Source organism: Novosphingobium sp. (assembly GCF_031424035.1).
GTDB lineage: Bacteria > Pseudomonadota > Alphaproteobacteria > Sphingomonadales > Sphingomonadaceae > Novosphingobium.
In genome coordinates, this window is sequence record NZ_JANPGP010000027.1 from 21,913 (window position 1) to 38,359 (window position 16,447).

The following is a 16,447-nucleotide window of genomic DNA, read 5'->3' on the forward strand; positions in this document are numbered from 1 at the left end:
TCCTCCACTCCGTTTCGGTCCTGCGGATGCAGCGGGCGCAAGCCCCTGCCTTCAACCAGCCATCGAGGCCGCGATGGGCGCGGGTTCGACCAACTTGAAGGAATGCATCATGGCCAATATCGGAACTTTCACCAAGACCGGCAACGAATACAAGGGCGAGATCGTCACCATGTCGGTGCAGCAGAAGAACGTCCGCATCGTTCCTGAAAACAGCGACAACGAAAACGCACCGTCGCACCGGGTCTTCGTCGGCCGCGCGGAAATCGGCGCCGCCTGGACCAAGACCTCGAGCGATGGCCGCGAATACCTCTCGGTCAAGCTCGATGATCCCAGCTTCACTGCCCCGATCTTTGCCAACCTCTTCGACGACGAAGACGGTAAGAGCTACAACCTGATCTGGTCACGTGCCCGCCGCACGAACGGCGAATGACCGGATGAGCCAGCCCCGCCCGGCACTGCCGGGCGGGGCTTCTCTTTTGTTACTGACAGAAGGTCTGGTCAGTTGGACCTGCCGATCGTGTTGATCGCGGAGTTGCCGATGGCCTGTGCGGTCGCAGCGTGTCCTGTGATGTTCAAGCGAACCGAACTCGTTGTCATTGTCGCCGCTGCGATGCCGGTATTGGCGGCATAGGCCGAAATCGAACCCGAGTTGACCTGCGAATTCGAAACCAGCGTCGCCGGCATCAAGCCGCCTGCATTGAGCGGCAGGGCCGAGTTTACCGCGCTGTTGCCATAGGCGGCTGCTTCGAGGCGGTGGCCTCCGCCATTGGCTGCGCTGCTCGCCTGATGCCCGTAGAGGGCGGGAAGGTAGTTCGTGCTAGTGGCCGACGTTGTGACCGCACCAGAGTTAGCCTGGCGGTTGCCCAGCACTGCTTGTCCGCTTGCCAGATTGAGAGCAACCTGCGCCATAGGCCCATTCGGAGCATTGAGCGGGGCCGCATCGAGGGACAACAGATTGCTCGCGGTGTTGCCGCGTGCCTCGGCGAGAATGGGGTTACCCGCGATCCTCGCCTGCGCGCCCGGCCCGCTCACACCGGCGCCTGCGAAAATGCCGGTCGCCCGGGCAGTGGTCGATGCACTGCTTTGCTGGTTGTTCTGCAGGCCTGCCGAGGCTTCGGTTCCTGCCGCGCTTGCCAATGACAACGTGTTGAGCACGTCGTTGGCCTTGGCCGATGCCTGCGTGAGGTTTCCTGCAACCGTCAGAGACGAATTGCCCTCGCTCCCGTTTCCGCCGAGGCGGGTTTCAGTGACGGCATCGACCACGACAATGCCGCCGGCAAGCTGCTGGCTGGCAAGAACATGGTCGCCTGACACCTTGCCGGCCATGACGGCGTCAACGCCAAACATGGCCGTGCCGCTCAGCTTGCCGATGCTCGCCGCTTCAATGGCGACGACATTTTCGGCGGCATTGACGCCGCCAGTGGCGAGGTTGGTGTTCTGCGTGACTGCGGCAGTGGATCCCGTCGCATTGGCCGGAATGGCAAGCACGACATGCGAAGAAGCCCAGGCATCGACATTGCCCGCCTGGACATTCGATAGCGCAGAACCCGGGGCAGCTGCGCTCGCCACGCCAATGCGCGCACCGCTGAGTGCAACGCGGTTCGACGCGCCATTGCCAAGCGCCGACACCGAGGAACTGTTGCCGGTGATCTCGAGCGAGGATCGGTCGATCGGGCCGCCCGAATAAATCGCATATTTCGCTTCACCAAAAGCCGTGATGCGGCCGGGTTCTTCGTTGGTACCCAAAGCATGCTGGCTATTGGCAAGCGCGAAGTCGGCCGCAGCGCCGGTTCCGCCTGAAATCGCCCCGGCTTCAGAGCGGCTGTGCCCGCTCGAATTTTTCAGCACCGCAGCTTCCGCCTCAAGCGTGTTGCTCACACGGTTCTGTGCCGCATCGACGGCGACCGCATTCCCCGAGACACGAAACGCCGTTTCGGACGCGCCGGCTGCGGCGAGGAGGGAAACGCCAGGCGCACCGATCGCACTGTCGGTCCCGGCAAAGACTGTTCCGCTGCCGCGCTGCAGGCTGTTGACGTCCGCAGGCGTAGCGATCGTGGTGCCTAGAAGTTTCAGGCCATTGGCCTCCTCGTTTCCAGTCGCGCCGGCAACGATCAGGTTGTTCGTCCCTTCGAGGCGCGAACCCGAAAGCCTGCCCGCTGCGGAAATGTCGACCAAGGCCCCATGGGTCTGCGCAGTAACATTGGTCGCGCTGAGCTGGGAATTCTGGATGCTGAACGGTGCAGTCACCGACATGGCGCCTCCAGCATCGGCGAGCGCCGTGCCGACGGGCGGCAACGGCGGCCAGCCACCTGAGTTTCCGCCGCCGCCCGGCAGAAGAATGCTCGGCACCATCTCGCCGCCCGTTAAGGTGAGATAGTTGCCTTCGGCCAGGTTGGCCGTCGCCGAAGCGAGCATGGTGTTGCCGCGGACCGCAATTGCTACGTTCTTCGCAGTACCCGCTACCGAGACGCGCGGTGCGCCGTCGGTCAGGGCGTCAACAAGACCGGTCGAAGACTGGACGTTGGTGACATTGGCAATTGCGCCCTGCGCATAGGGCGTTGCAGCAAGACCAGTGAGTGAGAGTTCAAGCCCATTGGCGGAGCGATTGCCCCCAGCAACCGACAGGTTGCGATTGCTCCCGATCGTGAGCGCCGAACCTTCGGAGTTTTCGCTCACCTCGAGGTTGTACCCGCCGTAGCTTTTGGCCCCGAGAGATCCCGCAAGCCGCTGATCCGAAAGCACGGCAAAGGTCGCGTTCACCTCTGCACCGCTTCCGGCTCCATTGATGCGCGATGGTGCGTTGCCAGGTTCCGGATGGACCGTCCCTGCAACCGCATCGAGGTCATTCGCCGAGGTGTTGGCGTAGGCTACGGCGCGCTGGACACTTCCCGTAATCGCCAGATCGCTGCCGGTAAGGCTGCGCGCGCCAATTCGCGTCTCTCCCAGCCGTTCGGAACGAACGACGCTGCTGCCACTGACCTGCTGATCGGTGACGATTCCAGCGCCGAACAGGTTTGCGGATTCAAGCGTGATGGCAGTGCCTGCTTCGTTTCCGACAGCCAGTGCTTCCTCGATGCCATCGGACACCGTGATCTTGCTTGAGGTCACACTGCTGGCAATCACCCCAAGCTCAGCGTGGGGCTGCATCGCGGTTTCCCGGCTCCAGACCAGCGTGTCCGTGGCAGATTGACGGGTAGCAGCAAGAACGTTTGCTGAACCGAGTGTTCCCGATGGGCCGCTCGCAAGCGTCGTCGATATGGTGCCGGCAGTCACGCCAGGCTCCGACTGCAGGTTCGACGCGGCCGTATTCGCGCTGGCCAGGGCGCGCAGCGCACTTGCGCTCAGATTGATGGTGGCAAGGTTCACGTCACCGAGGACGTCAGCGTTCGGATCATTCACGCTTGATGTCATCGAGACACCGGCCTGCTTCTGGTCGGAAGACGACACGATGTTTCCATTGGCCAAGAGCGAGGGAGCTATGTTCTGTGCGCTTGCCGGAACAGCACTTGCCATGACGCAGGCCGCAAGCGCGGACCCCAGCAGGTAGCGGCTACGCAGCGTGAAGATATGGGATTGGTACATGATTCAGAACTCCTTGGGTTTTTTTGGGGAGGTTGGGGGGCACACGAATTTATCGGGTCACGTCACTCGCCGGATGGTTTGCGACGCTTGGCAATCTGTGGATCGGAGACCTTGCGAACCTCCAGTGGACTTGAGGTTGACAGCACTTCAGAAATCCACCCGGCCTTGCTCAGGCATTCGCCCGGATCGATCCCGATCGCGGTTCCGGCGAGGCGCAGGACACCCTCCTCGAGCGCCGTGCGAATGCCGAGCTGCAGCGGCTCCTGGCCTTTTGCGCCAAGCCCGATGTCGAAAAGGTCCGAGCCGAAGAAGCGGAAGACGCCAAACCCGGACTCGTAGCCGGTAAACTGCTTGGTCAGGCTGATCGTGCGCACGACAAGCAGCGAGCGGGTGTCGACCAGCCTCAGGTCGACGGCGACAGACTGGGTATAGGTCCGATGCTTTGGCCCCGCAGAGTTGACCCGGGCTTCGACGCCGCCCGAGCGGATGTCGTAATTGACCTCGGTAATGCCGCCGACAATGAAGAAGTCGGACGCCGTGATGCTGCCGCCGTAATAGGGTAGCCACGGCACCGGCGCTTGCGCGCCGGCCCCGCCGAGAACATGCTGCCGCCCGTCACCCAGTTGGCGGCGGTCGGAATAGCCCAGCTCCCGCTCGCCGATGGCGGGATCGAAGCGCTCTGCGATCCGAACCGCACCGCCAAGCTTGCCGAGCGCGGAGGCGACCATGAGCGCGCCGCCTTGCGTGACGGCATTGCCTTCGCCGACGGAAAACTTGCCGGTGAAGTCGCGCACGTCGCCGACGGCGATGACGGGCACCCGCGCGTGACTGCCCGAGGCTCGCTCGGCGAGACATGCGAGAGCAGGGTCCATCGGTGTGCGGTTGTCGCGAACCGGCGGACCAACGAGGATCTTCGCTTCGCCGGTTGCAAGGCGGATACCACCCGGAAGCGAACAACCTGAGACGGCGAGACAGAGCAGCGGCAGGGCCTGAAGGATTGCTTTGTGCTTGCGGCTGCCTGCTGGCTGCGCGGCCATGACGGCCCGCATCAGTTGAGCACTCCGAAGGTGCACGCAGTCGAGCCCGTTACCCCGGCCGACTGCGTCCCGCCGTTGGACTGCGATGAATTGAGGGCCTGGGGCGCGCTGCTGCCAGTGATCGCGGTATGGGTGCCGCCATTGACGCCTGACGTCACCGCGCCGGAATTGCTCTGAGCCGTGCTGCTTCGCCCGGCGTCCTCACCATCGACAGCGGTGTCGCTGGCATTGGCCTGGGAGGTAGCGTTTGCCCCTGCCACTGTCGGAGAATTGGCAAGGGCCGTTTGGCTTCCCGAATTGCCCAGCGCGCTTGCGCTGACACCGCAGTTGAACTGGCGGGCTACATTGGTCGTGAAGGAGGGCGCTGAGTAGCCGCCTGCGCGCTTGCGCTCCATGACTTCGAGCGCCGCGGCCGCATTGGCAAGATCGGCACCGGTGCGGAACTGCCAGGCTCCGTTCTCGCCGAGATTGTTGGCCTGGGCCGGCGCGGCGGAAAGAAGGACTGCGGCGGCGGCAGTCAGGATCTTCGTGTTCATCGAGGCTTGTCCCCTTGAGCCGGCGACGCGCCGGGCTTTCAGGGGACGGATAAGAGACACACCGATTGGGGAGCGGCAACAGGCCTTTGCGCCCAGGAAACTGCGGCGTACCTTGACAGATCATGGCGCAAAATCGGCGGAGACCGATTTCCAGATCAGGGCCCGTTGCTGGAAACGGGATCGGTTTCGGACCGGGCTATCCTGCGATATTCAATTCCATTGAGCCAGGTAGAATCTGCCCCAAAGAGCCTGCCTTCTGCCGCCGGTTGGCGGCAGAAGGCAGGCATTCAGGCGGCTATCAGCCGTTCAGGCGGTCCTTGACGGCCTTGGCAACCGTAAAGCCAAGCTTCTTCGAAGCGGCAATGGTCATCGCCGCGCCGGTTGCAGGATTGCGGCCTTCGCGTTCCGGGCTATCCTTGACCTTGAACTTGCCGAAACCGTTGATCGATACTTCGTCGCCCTTGGCAGCTGCGTCGGTGATCGCGGCGAAGACGCCGTCGACGGCCTTGCGCGCATCAGCCTTCGACAGGCCAGCGGCTTCGGCAACACAGTCGGCAATGTCATTGGTGTTCATGTGATTGGGTTCCTGACTCTTGTGGAGGGCCGGACATAGCCATGTCCTGATCTCCGGTCAGCCGCCATTCGCGCTTCGTCCACAGCAGTCTGAACCTCCCACCATCCGGCCAAAATGGGGGGATGGCCGGAACGCACACCGCATGGGGTGCGACATTTTCATGTCCGCAATTCAGCCGCTCCCTGTCGCCGACAAACTTGCGCGAAACCTGCCGCACGCCGCCTGTCCATTCCGGCAGGTGCGCAGCCGCGATGGAGCACACGCCATGGATGCCAGACCGACCCCAGTCACCGCCCGTTTCTTGCGGACGCCCGATGCTGCCGTGCATCTGGGCCTCTCCGCCCGCACGCTTGAGAAGCACCGCTGCTTCGGTACCGGCCCCGTCTACCGAAAACTGGGTGGGCGGATCGTCTACTCGCTCACCGACCTCGATGCCTGGGCCGAACAGGGCCTGCGCCGTTCGACCAGCGATCCGGGCCAGGGCATCGTCCACCCCGCCAAGCGGCTCGACGGCTATACCCCGCCGGTGCGGCGCTGAGGGCAGACATGCGCCGCTTGCCCTCCTTCCCAGCGCGCCTCACGCAGCTTGACCTGTTCGTGGGCGCGGGATGCAATATCGCCGCCCGCGACGCCCAGGACCTGATGGCCTGGCCGTTCTTCAGCCTTGCCAAGTCGAAGCGGGTGCGCCCGATCGACTTCCGGATGGGCGAGGTTTCGATCCTCGTCGAGGCGACCGCCGAGCATGGCATGGCGACCATCTGGGACGCCGACGTCCTTATCTGGGCTGCAAGCCAGATCGTCGAAGCGCGCGACATGGGCCGCCCGACCTCGCGGCTGATCGCCGCCACGCCTCATGAGATCCTGGCCTTCACGCGGCGCGGCACTGGCAAAGCGAGTTACGAGCGGCTGAAGGCCGGGCTTGACCGGCTGCAGTCGACGACGATTGCAACCTCGATCCGCCAGCTCGCAAGCCGGCGGCGGCACCGCTTCTCGTGGATCAACGAGTGGAAGGAGCGCCTCGACGGTTCCGGCCGGGCGCTGGGGATCGAGATGATCGTGCCGGACTGGTTCTACGAAGGCGTCATCGACCAGGCGCTCGTGCTGACGATCGACCCCGCCTATTTCGCGCTGACCGGCGGGCTCGAGCGCTGGCTCTACCGCCTGGTGCGCAAGCACGGCGGCAAGCAGCACGGGGGCTGGAGCTTCGACTTCCAGCACCTCCACATGAAGTCCGGCGCGCTTTCACCGCCCAAGCGCTTCGCGTTCGAGCTTCGCGACATCGTGCGGCGCCAGGCGCTGCCCGGATACCAGCTCACCATCGAACATGCGCTTGGCCGCGAGCGGCTGAGCTTCGCCGCGCTCCCCGTGGATTCCTTCGACGCAGCAATGCGGCGCGTCGGCCTGCCTGCTGTGGATATGTCATGATTGGACTCGGACTATCAGGAACCGCGCCGCTCGGACTATCAGGAACCGGAAGTTCGGACTATCAGGAACCGAAATGCCACTTAAGTCCATTTAATTTAACGGGAAATCGCGCCCTTAACTTAGCTAACAAAGAATCCTTCGGATTCTTGCTAACGTCAGATCGCCTGTGGACAGACGGCGGTCCGCCGCCGCGCCGGCCTGCCGAAACGAGGGTCAGCGATGACCCCGGGCTGACCCATGTCACGCTCATCTGGCGCGAGAACAGCCACCAGGACTGGCTCAAATTTGGCAGGCCAGTTGTAGCGCGCATCATTAATCGCCGGCAGCGCATCGAGAGCTATGCGGCAGGCCAGGTGTTCGGCCTGGTGCGCTGGGCGTCCAATGATTATGGCACCATCCGTTCGACACTCGACATCGTCCGTGCCGTCAATGTGACTGAACCTTGCATCCCTGTGCCGCAAGTCGATCCCGGCGGCGACCTGCTGCTCAGCGTTCATGGCTGGCCAAAGGTTGCGCAGGTCTTCCGCCTGATCGATGCAATTGAGGCGTCGGGCATCGACCCGTGCGATGTTGCGCCTGATCATTGGCGGCATATCCACAACCGGCTTGCCGGGCGCGAAGTGCCGCGCGACTACAGTCCCGTCCGCCATCGTGCATGGCTCCAGCGCAAGGCGCTGCTCTCATGACGCGGCGGTTCTCCATCCTGGCTGGCGTTGTGGTGGCCGCGACAATCGCGACGCTGACCGTTCCGATCTCGCGTTACGCAGTGTGGAATACGACAGCCTCCGTTCCGACCGGGCTTTATGCCATCCGCGGCAGGGCAAGCCTGCACGTCGGCGAACGCGTTGCGCTTCTGCCTCCGCCAGACCTGCGGCACCTGCTCGCCGAGCGGCGCTATCTTCCGGCGGGCGTTCCGCTGTTGAAACGCATCGCAGCTGTCCAGGGCCAGCGGGTCTGCCGCATTGCAAATGGCATCACCATCGACGGCCAATACGTCGGCGCGGTGCTTGCACGCGACAGTCTCGGCCGCTCGCTTCCGGTCTGGGCGGGCTGCCGTGTGCTGGGCACCGGGGAGCTCTTCGTGATGAACCCGGCAGCACCCGGCAGCTTCGACGGCCGCTATTTCGGCGTGCTGCGTGATGCCGATGTGATCGGCCGCGCGGTGCCGATCTGGACCGATGAAGGGGGCAATGGCGACCATCAGTGGTTCGCCGATCCGCGCGGCTCCGACACTTCCCCAATCAAAACCCAAGGAGACTGAACCCATGCGCATTGGAACGTTTGTTGCTGCAGATGGTGGCTTTGCCGGACACCTGCACACGCTGACGCTCGACATCCATCTCGCCCTCGTTCCGGCAGATTCGCCGGGCGGCGAGAACGCACCGGACTTCCGCATCATCGCCGGCGATGGCGATGTGGCGCGCGAAGTTGGCGCAGGCTGGAAGCATGTAGGAGAGAAGGCAGGTGATTATGTCAGCATTCTCATCGACGATCCGTCGTTCGCGTCGCCGCTGCGGGCTTACCTGTTCAAGGGCGATGCCAATGGACACGTTCTGGTCTGGTCGCGCCCATCGCGCCGCGAAAAGGGCGACTGAGACATGCGCTGGAACTGCTCGCTCCGCATCGCTTGTGCTGCGCTCGCCCTGTGCGGCGCTTTGCCTGCGTCTGCGCAGGACGCTGCCGAACAGGCGCATCAACGCGTCGTCGACATTGCTTCGCACGTCGCCGAGGCTGCGCAGCGCTTCGGCCTGCCCGAGCATTGGATCTACGCAGTGATGCGCACTGAAAGTGCAGGCCGGATCGGCGCGGTCTCGTCCGCAGGAGCGATGGGCCTGATGCAGCTCATGCCCGGAACCTGGGCGCGCCAGCGCACCCGGTTCGGGCTAGGGCCTGACCCGTTCGACCCACGCGATAACATCATGGCGGGGACGTCATACCTTCGTCAAATGTATGACAGCTACGGCGCGCCAGGCTTCCTGGCTGCGTACAACGCGGGGCCGGGCCGGTATGAAGACTGGCGGGACAAAGGCCGTCAGCTTCCCGCTGAAACCCGCGCCTATGTCGCCAAGATTGCACCGATGTTGCAGGCAGGCAGCGCGGCAACGGTCGTTGCCAGCGCATCGCAAATGCAACCAGTTCGCCCATCCTGGACACAGGGCCAGCTTTTCGCCGTGCGCGGAGCTGCAGTGGCGAACGCATCCGGCAGCTTCGCCGCCGCCGCGCCGCCGACCTCCATTCCCGCTTCGTCTGTCCCCTTGAACGGCCTCTTCGCGCCCGTTTCGGGGAGCCGCTCGCAATGATCGATCTTTTGCCCTTCTGGCGCGTGATGGCGCAGTCTGGCGCAGGATTGTGCGGAAGGTCGGCTGCAAGAGGGGAAGGCTCAGGAGGATGGCAAGATAAAAGCAGCGCCGCCGGGTGGGGTGGAGGCTATTGGAATTGCTGGGCTTTCAGCGCCAGCCACCTGTCTGCCCTGCTGGCAGACTTTCCCCAAATCGTCGCTTTTCTGCCATTTTCCGCGCCGTCGCCTTCTCGCCGCCCCCAGGTTCCGTGAGCGACGACGACTTCAAGGTCAGACCGGGACGGGTCAGGGATCGGGGCAGCCGCACGGCCAAGCCTAAGTCTCTTGCCGCGCAAGTCCGCGCCCTGTCCAACAAGGCCGGGCGCGTCGGCATTCCCGGACAAGCTCGCCGCGGAACTGGACACAATGCCCGCGGACGAAGCGCCGCGCTGCGAATCCGGGGTCAGCCTGGCCAGCGCCGCGTGCTAGTCAAGGCACGGGTGGTCCGGCACGTCGGCACCCGCTTTTCAGCTGCACCGCTTTCGCGGCACATCACGTATCTGGGGCGCGAGGGCGTTACCCGGGACGGAAAAGATGCCGAGCTCTTCGGAAACGCGGAGGGTCCACTCGATGGTAAGGCTTTCGCGGAGCGCTGCGCCCATGACCGCCATCACTTCCGTTTCATCGTGTCACCAGAAGATGCGGGCGAGCTCGCCGATGTCCGGGCCTTCACCCGCGAACTGGTGGCCGATATGGAAGCAGATCTCGGCACCCGGCTCGATTGGGTCGCGGTCGACCACTGGAACACCGACAATCCGCACATCCATATCCTGATGCGTGGGCGCGCCGACGACGGCCGCGATCTGGTAATCGACAAGGACTATATCCGGGAGGGCATGCGTGGCCGCGCCGAGGAGCGGGTCACCATGGAACTGGGACCGCGCAGCGAACGCGAGATCGACCGAGCCTTGGCGCGTGAGGTCGAAGCCGACCGCTGGACCAGCCTTGACCGGCGGCTGCAGCGCATGGCCGATGCACTCGGCGGCGTCATTGACCTCCGGCCAGATTCACGAATTCCGCACCCACCAATGGAACGCCACCTGATTGGACGGGCGGGCAAGCTCGAGCGTCTGGGATTGGCGACAGGCATTGCGCCCGGTTGCTGGACACTCAAGTCAGACCTTGAGCCCACACTGCGACAAATCGGTGTTCGCGGCGACGTGATCAAGACCATGCATCGGGCCATGACCCACCGCGGCTATCAAGCGGACACCGGGCGGTTCGCGATGCATGACGGCGCTGCCAGCGAACCCATTATCGGCCGCCTGGTGGAACGCGGCCTGCATGACGAGCTGACCGGCGCGGCCTATGCGGTAGTCGATGGCGCAGACGGGCGCGTCCACCATCTCCGCTTCGCCGATCTTGAGCAGACAGGCGATGCCGCACCTGGCGCAATCGTGAACTTGCGGTCCTGGACCGACCGGCGGGGAAGGCAAGGCCACTCCCTCCTGGTCCAGTCGGACCTGACGCTTGCCCAGCAGGTCACCGCGCGCGGGAGCACTTGGCTCGATCGGCAGCTGATATCTTCTGAGCCGGTCCAGTCCGGAGGCGGGTTCGGGGCGGAGATTGAACGAGCCAAACTCGCCCGGGCCGAGCACCTGGTGACCGAGGGGCTGGCTTCGCGCAGCTCCGGGCGCATCGTCATGGCAAGGGACGTCTTGAACACACTACGCTCGCGGGAATTGGCAGATGCCAGCGCCGCCATCACCGCGCGCACGGGTATGCAGCACCGGCCAAGCGCGGAAGGCGAAACCGTATCGGGCACTTACAGGCAACGCCTGCAACTGGCCTCGGGCCGGTTTGCCATGATCGATGACGGAATGGGATTTGAACTCGTGCCCTGGCGGCCGCAGCTCGACAAACATCTCGGCCAGCATGTGACCGGCACCCTCAAGGCAGGCGGCGGTATCGATTGGACGCTGGGCCGATCGCGGGGGATCGGGATCTAACCTTCAGCCCTCCCGTTCGATCTCGATCGGCCAGTTGAAATCGCTGTGCCGAGTTTGCGGTCGGCGTGTTGCTCCGCGAACATCTCAGCGCCGCGCGTTACGCCAAAATCGTCAGGTAACAGCGGAGTGTATTGTGACGTCACTTCGGCATTTTTGCTCCGTCGATGCTTACCCGTGACGGCAAGCCCGATCGCTATGCAACGGGCAAGTTCTGCGTCGGTGATCCGGATTTTAACAGCTGTCAGATCAACACGAACTGCAGCGTGGCATCGCCATTCAGACAGGCTTGCGCCCGCTGCGCAGCATCAACGGCATTGCGGTAATGGATTGTCCCAAACCGTTCGGCTTCATCGAACGGGACAGTGGTCCAATCATCGCCCAGGTAGACGCTCTCATAGATCGCGCGCGCGGCGTCGCGCAGCGCCACATCGTGCCACATGTTCTTGGTTCCTGTGCTGATGCCGAATCGGCAGGAGTACAGCGATATTCGTTCTGTATATGTTCTTCAAGCCATGGCGCGTTGCAGCACTGCATCCTTGCGAATTTCGCCATCCCATCCGATCGTTCGCCAGGCCGCGACTGCAGGTTGTTGAAGCTTGCCCCGTCATGTGGGCGTCGCAGAGTTGCCTTCCGACACCGGAAGGAGCATTGCCATGTCCGCCGCGAAGATCCTTTGGGGCCAGGTGTTGGCAGTAGCCCTTATCATCCTCGCCGGTGTCTGGACCGCTACGCAATGGACGGCCTCTGCGCTCGGCTTTCAAAGTGAACTCGGAACGCCGTGGTTCTCCCTGCTCGGCCACCGGGTCTATCGGCCCTATGATCTGTTCTGGTGGTGGTTCTCTTACGATGCTTACGCGCCGAATATCTTCGACCAGGCCGGGTTGATCGCCACCTCGGGCGGGTTCGCTGCGATCGTGGTAGCCATTGCCATGTCAGTCTGGCGCGGCAGGGAAAGCCGGAGTTCCAACACCTATGGTTCGGCACATTGGGCCACCCGCAGGGACATTACCAAGGCGGGGCTATTCGCCGAGAAGGGCGTGGTGCTGGGCAAATTCCACAACAATTACCTGCGCCATGATGGTCCCGAACACGTGCTGTGCTTCGCGCCGACCCGATCAGGCAAGGGCGTTGGCCTTGTCATCCCTACACTGCTCACGTGGCCGGGCTCGGCAATCGTCCATGATATCAAGGGTGAAAACTGGGGGCTGACCGCTGGTTTTCGCTCAAGCTTCAGCCGCGTCCTGCTGTTCGACCCGACCAATCTCAAATCTGCCGCCTACAATCCTTTGCTCGAGGTGCGCCGGGGTATCTGGGAGGTGCGCGATGTCCAGAATGTCGCCGATGTCCTGGTCGATCCAGAAGGCAGTCTGGAGAAGCGCAATCACTGGGAGAAAACCAGTCACGCCTTGCTGGTCGGAGCAATCCTCCACGTCCTCTATGCCGAAGCGGACAAGACGCTCGCTGGTGTTGCCGCTTTCCTTTCCGACCCGGGCCGAAACATCGAAACCACCCTGAAGGCAATGATGGCGACACCGCATCTGGGCGATGCGGGCCCGCACCCGGTGGTCGCCAGTGCCGCTCGCGAACTGCTCAACAAGTCCGAGAACGAACGCTCAGGCGTGCTCTCGACCGCGATGTCGTTTCTGGGCCTCTACCGTGACCCCGTGATTGCCCAGGTCACCAGGCACTCCGAATGGCGGATTGCTGATCTGGTCGATGGCAAAAGCCCGGTCACGCTTTACCTTGTGGTGCCGCCATCCGACATCAGTCGCACCAAGCCGCTGATCCGTCTGATCCTTAACCAGATCGGCCGGCGGCTGACCGAGGAACTAGGGGAGGGCAGGGACCGGCATCGGTTGCTGCTGATGCTCGATGAGTTTCCTGCATTAGGCCGCCTCGACTTCTTCGAAAGTGCGCTGGCGTTCATGGCGGGCTATGGGCTCAAGGCCTTCCTGATCGCCCAGTCACTAAACCAGATCGAGCGAGCTTACGGCGCGAACAATTCGATTCTGGACAACTGTCATGTCCGCGTAGCCTTCGCGACCAACGACGAGCGCACTGCCAAGCGCGTATCGGAATCGCTCGGCACCGCGACCGAACAGCGCTCGATGAAGAACTACGCCGGCCACCGACTCTCGCCATGGCTGGGCCATCTCATGATCTCTCGCTCAGAAACCTCAAGGCCGCTGCTGACTCAGGGTGAGATTTTGCAACTGCCCGAGACTGACGAGATCGTGATGTTGTCGGGAGCTCCGCCCGTACGGGCAAAGAAGGCGCGATACTATTCCGATCCCCGCCTGCAAGGCCGCATCCGAAAAACGCCAAATCCTGCATTTGGCCATGCGGGCGCTCTGCCGCCGGACGATTGGAGTCAGCTGCCGATCGCGACACCCGTCCGATCGACCGCCAGCGGTGCTACGGTTGCCGGGGATGAGGCGAACGGCGGCATTCGCAGAGAGCCGGGGTTACCCCTGCATGTTGAAATCGCTCCCGCGCCGAAAGCCCCGATCGGCGAGTTCGATTTCGGCAGCGGAGATGAGACAGACGAAGATGCGGCGCGGTCTGAGCGGCTGCGCGCCCGAATGGTCGCGAACTCCCGCCAAGCAGCGCTCGATCCAGGTGACGGGATTGAGCTGTGAAATCGAAACACACGTTCCGGCTGTCACGGGAGGTCGCGGGCCAGCTGGCGGAATTGGCGATTAGAAGGCGAGTTTCACAGGCTGAGGTCGTCGAAGCTGCGCTTGTGTCATTCTTGTCGCCCGATGATTCCGAGCGCATGGAAGCCGCGCTAAGCCGCCGGATTGACCGGGTGTTCCGCCGCCTGGAGCTACTGGATCAGAATGTCGAGCTTGGGAACGAGGCGCTCGGGCTTTTTGTGCGGTTCTGGCTTACGGCCAATCCGCCACTTCCAGATTCTCGTGGAGCCGCTGCACAATCACAAGGAAAGGAACGCTTCGAAGCCTTTGTTCAAGCACTGGCGCGACGTATGGAGGGCACTGAGCGGATGAGCGGATAGCGCTACGCGAGCAATTTCGCTCACTGATTCCTGAAGCGAATGGCTTTCTTGCTCTCGCCACAAATAGCGCAGGAACCGATTTGGCGCTCGAACCCTTTGACGCCGACCAATTCGTTTGCGAAGCGCTCCGAGGTCTCGATTTCATCCAGTCCGAGGCGCTCAACAATGCAGTGACTGCAAATCGGATCTGGTGCGAGGCGCTCTATTAGCGCCTTCACCCTGTGTTGTGCGGTTTCGACCATGTCAGAGTCTTATCGAACCCACTCAGTCAACGATAGTCGGATTCATGAGTGTGACGATTACACTGAGCGACAGCTTCAGCCTGACTGCTGCCGTTCAGCGCTTCACAGAGTCATCTCAAAAGCTGCCCTTCGTTCACCGGGCGGTGAGAGACCTACTTTCGGAAAAGCCGTTGTTCTCATGCCAAAGTTAATACGTCATCTCTTTTCAAAAGCTGTCTCGAATGATGCAAATCGGGATTTGCTGCTGGTTACGCGATCGTTACGACAGAGCAGCCATTTGGGTACAGCTCGCCAACCTGCACTAGCTGTGGAAGCGGTCTTTCCATAGCTGGCAAAACGACACTTTCGGTCATATGATAGCATGCAAGATTTATTCTGGCGGCGCCCCCTAAACGACAGGGTCCTAAGTCAATAGCCTGCGGGGTCTCGAGAATAGAGCAATGCGTATACTCCACCTTTCGGACATCCACTTCAATGCACCGCAATGCCTCGATCCCGATCACGATCGAGACCGCCCGTACCGTACGCGTCTGGAGCGCGATCTCGTTAAGCGGGTGACGGCCATTGGTCCGATTGACGCGATCATGGTGGGCGGCGACATCGCGTTCAAAGGCGATCCGCGAGAGTACGACGTCGCACGGCAGTGGCTACTTGAACTCGCGAAGAAGTGTCAGTGCGATAGCGGCAGCATCTGGGTTGTCCCAGGGAACCACGACGTGGACCGGAGGTCGTGCGAGGACGCGCCAACAATGAACGCGCATGCCATGATCTTTCGCGCGCCTAACGAGGATGACAGGCTGTGGATGCTTCAAAAGCAGCTAGGACACAATGATACTGGTCAGGCGCTTTTCAAAGGTCACGCGGCCTACAACGAATTTGCCAAGAATATGAACTGTCAAGTCTACCCAGGCCATCTTTACTGGAAGCAGGAACGCGAACTCGGTCCCGGAGTCATGATTCGTATCCATGGCTTGACCTCCACCCTCCTGTCCGGGCGCGATGGCAAGAATGACGTCCGCGGCTCGCTGTACATCAGCCCCCTCCAGACGATCGATCCGGCGCCAAACGTCGTGAACCTGACGATATGCCACCATCCCACCGACTGGCTGCTCGACGGTGACGACGTCGATGACATGCTCAACGCCAGGGCAATGTTTCAGGTGTTCGGCCACAAGCACCGTCAACGCATACTTGAGGGCAAGACCACCGTCCGCTGGGGTGCCGGCTCCGTGAACCCGTCGCACACTGAAAAGCAGTTCGAACCCGGCTACAACATAATCGAGCTCGAGGTCGCAGGCGAAGGACTCACTCGACGGATCGACGTGAGGAGCCACTTGTTCCAGTACCAAGCATGGCCCGAAGGCTTCCAGCCGATCAAGAACGACGATGACGAGGACGTCTTCTGCCACTCGATCGCTTTCCCCACTGAGTTGGAGGAGCCTGTCGGCATGCCGGTTGGCAGGGTCATAGAAGTTGATGTGACCGAGACCATTATGATGGAGGCAACGACCGTGGCCCCAGACACAGATGCGGAGGCTTCGATGGGCGACATGGGGACGCGGCATCTCGTCGACCGCTTCTGGGATCTTGACGCGAGCGATCGTCGGGAGATCGCCCTTGAACTCGAACTGATCAGCGACGAGGAGATCAACTTGCCAGAGCCGCAACGCTACGGCATCGCCCTGATCCGCGCCGCTGAGCGTAATCTCCTCGACCGGCTGGAACAGCTGGTCGCCGGACGCGAATAA

The 16,447-nt window shown here is 62.5% G+C and carries 17 protein-coding genes; 11 read left to right on the top strand and 6 right to left on the bottom strand.

The window, feature by feature from the left end:
* Positions 1-109 precede the first annotated feature (109 nt).
* Complete coding sequence (locus tag RMO89_RS03395) at positions 110-430, top strand: DUF736 domain-containing protein (protein ID WP_310531220.1); 321 nt, start codon at positions 110-112, stop codon at positions 428-430.
* Between the two features lie 68 nt (positions 431-498).
* Here the strand turns inward: RMO89_RS03395 and RMO89_RS03400 are convergent, their stop codons facing one another.
* The 4 genes from RMO89_RS03400 to RMO89_RS03415 form a co-directional block, all read right to left on the bottom strand.
* Entirely contained in the window at positions 499-3,582 is a 3,084-nt protein-coding gene (locus RMO89_RS03400) for a hypothetical protein (RefSeq protein ID WP_310531221.1), read from the bottom strand.
* A 62-nt stretch (positions 3,583-3,644) separates the two neighbouring features.
* A complete protein-coding gene (locus RMO89_RS03405; protein WP_310531222.1) occupies positions 3,645-4,631 on the bottom strand; it encodes a CsgG/HfaB family protein in 987 nt (328 codons plus the stop codon).
* Entirely contained in the window at positions 4,631-5,155 is a 525-nt protein-coding gene (locus RMO89_RS03410) for a hypothetical protein (protein WP_310531223.1), read from the bottom strand. The genes RMO89_RS03405 and RMO89_RS03410 overlap by 1 nt, the downstream gene beginning before the upstream one ends.
* A gap of 298 nt (positions 5,156-5,453) precedes the next feature.
* Positions 5,454-5,729, bottom strand: a complete 276-nt coding sequence (locus RMO89_RS03415; protein WP_310531225.1) for an HU family DNA-binding protein — start codon at positions 5,727-5,729, stop codon at positions 5,454-5,456.
* Between the two features lie 265 nt (positions 5,730-5,994).
* Between RMO89_RS03415 and RMO89_RS03420 the strand changes: the two genes are divergently transcribed.
* The 7 genes from RMO89_RS03420 to RMO89_RS03450 all read left to right on the top strand — a co-directional run bounded on the left by RMO89_RS03420 (position 5,995) and on the right by RMO89_RS03450 (position 11,441).
* On the top strand, positions 5,995-6,267 hold the full coding sequence (locus RMO89_RS03420; protein ID WP_310531226.1) for a helix-turn-helix domain-containing protein: 273 nt from the start codon (positions 5,995-5,997) through the stop codon (positions 6,265-6,267).
* A gap of 8 nt (positions 6,268-6,275) precedes the next feature.
* Positions 6,276-7,154, top strand: coding sequence for a replication initiator protein A (locus tag RMO89_RS03425; protein WP_310531227.1), 879 nt, complete (start codon positions 6,276-6,278; stop codon positions 7,152-7,154).
* Positions 7,151-7,840 (top strand): DUF2840 domain-containing protein, encoded by a 690-nt coding sequence (locus tag RMO89_RS03430; protein WP_310531228.1) that lies wholly within the window; start codon positions 7,151-7,153, stop codon positions 7,838-7,840. The genes RMO89_RS03425 and RMO89_RS03430 overlap by 4 nt, the downstream gene beginning before the upstream one ends.
* Complete coding sequence (locus RMO89_RS03435) at positions 7,837-8,415, top strand: S26 family signal peptidase (RefSeq protein WP_310531229.1); 579 nt, start codon at positions 7,837-7,839, stop codon at positions 8,413-8,415. The genes RMO89_RS03430 and RMO89_RS03435 overlap by 4 nt, the downstream gene beginning before the upstream one ends.
* Before the next feature lie 4 nt (positions 8,416-8,419).
* A complete protein-coding gene (locus RMO89_RS03440) occupies positions 8,420-8,749 on the top strand; it encodes a DUF736 domain-containing protein (protein ID WP_310531232.1) in 330 nt (109 codons plus the stop codon).
* A 3-nt stretch (positions 8,750-8,752) separates the two neighbouring features.
* Positions 8,753-9,454 (top strand): lytic transglycosylase domain-containing protein, encoded by a 702-nt coding sequence (locus tag RMO89_RS03445; RefSeq protein ID WP_310531233.1) that lies wholly within the window; start codon positions 8,753-8,755, stop codon positions 9,452-9,454.
* A gap of 247 nt (positions 9,455-9,701) precedes the next feature.
* Entirely contained in the window at positions 9,702-11,441 is a 1,740-nt protein-coding gene (locus RMO89_RS03450) for a DUF3363 domain-containing protein (protein ID WP_310531411.1), read from the top strand.
* A gap of 241 nt (positions 11,442-11,682) precedes the next feature.
* Here RMO89_RS03450 and RMO89_RS03455 read toward each other — a convergent pair whose 3' ends face one another.
* A complete protein-coding gene (locus RMO89_RS03455) occupies positions 11,683-11,880 on the bottom strand; it encodes a hypothetical protein (RefSeq protein WP_310531234.1) in 198 nt (65 codons plus the stop codon).
* A 214-nt stretch (positions 11,881-12,094) separates the two neighbouring features.
* On the opposite strand from RMO89_RS03455, the gene RMO89_RS03460 reads away from it, so the two are divergent.
* Together RMO89_RS03460 and RMO89_RS03465 are read left to right on the top strand one after the other, a co-directional pair.
* Positions 12,095-14,080 (top strand): conjugal transfer protein TraG, encoded by a 1,986-nt coding sequence (locus RMO89_RS03460; protein ID WP_310531236.1) that lies wholly within the window; start codon positions 12,095-12,097, stop codon positions 14,078-14,080.
* Positions 14,077-14,457, top strand: a complete 381-nt coding sequence (locus RMO89_RS03465) for a ribbon-helix-helix protein, CopG family (RefSeq protein WP_310531237.1) — start codon at positions 14,077-14,079, stop codon at positions 14,455-14,457. The genes RMO89_RS03460 and RMO89_RS03465 overlap by 4 nt, the downstream gene beginning before the upstream one ends.
* Before the next feature lie 20 nt (positions 14,458-14,477).
* Here the strand turns inward: RMO89_RS03465 and RMO89_RS03470 are convergent, their stop codons facing one another.
* Positions 14,478-14,699, bottom strand: a complete 222-nt coding sequence (locus RMO89_RS03470) for a hypothetical protein (RefSeq protein WP_310531238.1) — start codon at positions 14,697-14,699, stop codon at positions 14,478-14,480.
* A gap of 440 nt (positions 14,700-15,139) precedes the next feature.
* On the opposite strand from RMO89_RS03470, the gene RMO89_RS03475 reads away from it, so the two are divergent.
* Positions 15,140-16,447, top strand: coding sequence for a metallophosphoesterase (locus RMO89_RS03475; RefSeq protein WP_310531239.1), 1,308 nt, complete (start codon positions 15,140-15,142; stop codon positions 16,445-16,447).

Bases quoted from the DNA above. Each gene is read 5' to 3' on its own strand.
- RMO89_RS03395 (WP_310531220.1), top strand. From the start codon at position 110: ATGGCCAATATCGGAACTTTCACCAAGACCGGCAACGAATACAAGGGC.
- RMO89_RS03400 (WP_310531221.1), bottom strand. From the start codon at position 3,582: ATGTACCAATCCCATATCTTCACGCTGCGTAGCCGCTACCTGCTGGGG.
- RMO89_RS03405 (WP_310531222.1), bottom strand. From the start codon at position 4,631: ATGCGGGCCGTCATGGCCGCGCAGCCAGCAGGCAGCCGCAAGCACAAA.
- RMO89_RS03410 (WP_310531223.1), bottom strand. From the start codon at position 5,155: ATGAACACGAAGATCCTGACTGCCGCCGCCGCAGTCCTTCTTTCCGCC.
- RMO89_RS03415 (WP_310531225.1), bottom strand. From the start codon at position 5,729: ATGAACACCAATGACATTGCCGACTGTGTTGCCGAAGCCGCTGGCCTG.
- RMO89_RS03420 (WP_310531226.1), top strand. From the start codon at position 5,995: ATGGATGCCAGACCGACCCCAGTCACCGCCCGTTTCTTGCGGACGCCC.
- RMO89_RS03425 (WP_310531227.1), top strand. From the start codon at position 6,276: ATGCGCCGCTTGCCCTCCTTCCCAGCGCGCCTCACGCAGCTTGACCTG.
- RMO89_RS03430 (WP_310531228.1), top strand. From the start codon at position 7,151: ATGATTGGACTCGGACTATCAGGAACCGCGCCGCTCGGACTATCAGGA.
- RMO89_RS03435 (WP_310531229.1), top strand. From the start codon at position 7,837: ATGACGCGGCGGTTCTCCATCCTGGCTGGCGTTGTGGTGGCCGCGACA.
- RMO89_RS03440 (WP_310531232.1), top strand. From the start codon at position 8,420: ATGCGCATTGGAACGTTTGTTGCTGCAGATGGTGGCTTTGCCGGACAC.
- RMO89_RS03445 (WP_310531233.1), top strand. From the start codon at position 8,753: ATGCGCTGGAACTGCTCGCTCCGCATCGCTTGTGCTGCGCTCGCCCTG.
- RMO89_RS03455 (WP_310531234.1), bottom strand. From the start codon at position 11,880: ATGTGGCACGATGTGGCGCTGCGCGACGCCGCGCGCGCGATCTATGAG.
- RMO89_RS03460 (WP_310531236.1), top strand. From the start codon at position 12,095: ATGTCCGCCGCGAAGATCCTTTGGGGCCAGGTGTTGGCAGTAGCCCTT.
- RMO89_RS03470 (WP_310531238.1), bottom strand. From the start codon at position 14,699: ATGGTCGAAACCGCACAACACAGGGTGAAGGCGCTAATAGAGCGCCTC.
- RMO89_RS03475 (WP_310531239.1), top strand. From the start codon at position 15,140: ATGCGTATACTCCACCTTTCGGACATCCACTTCAATGCACCGCAATGC.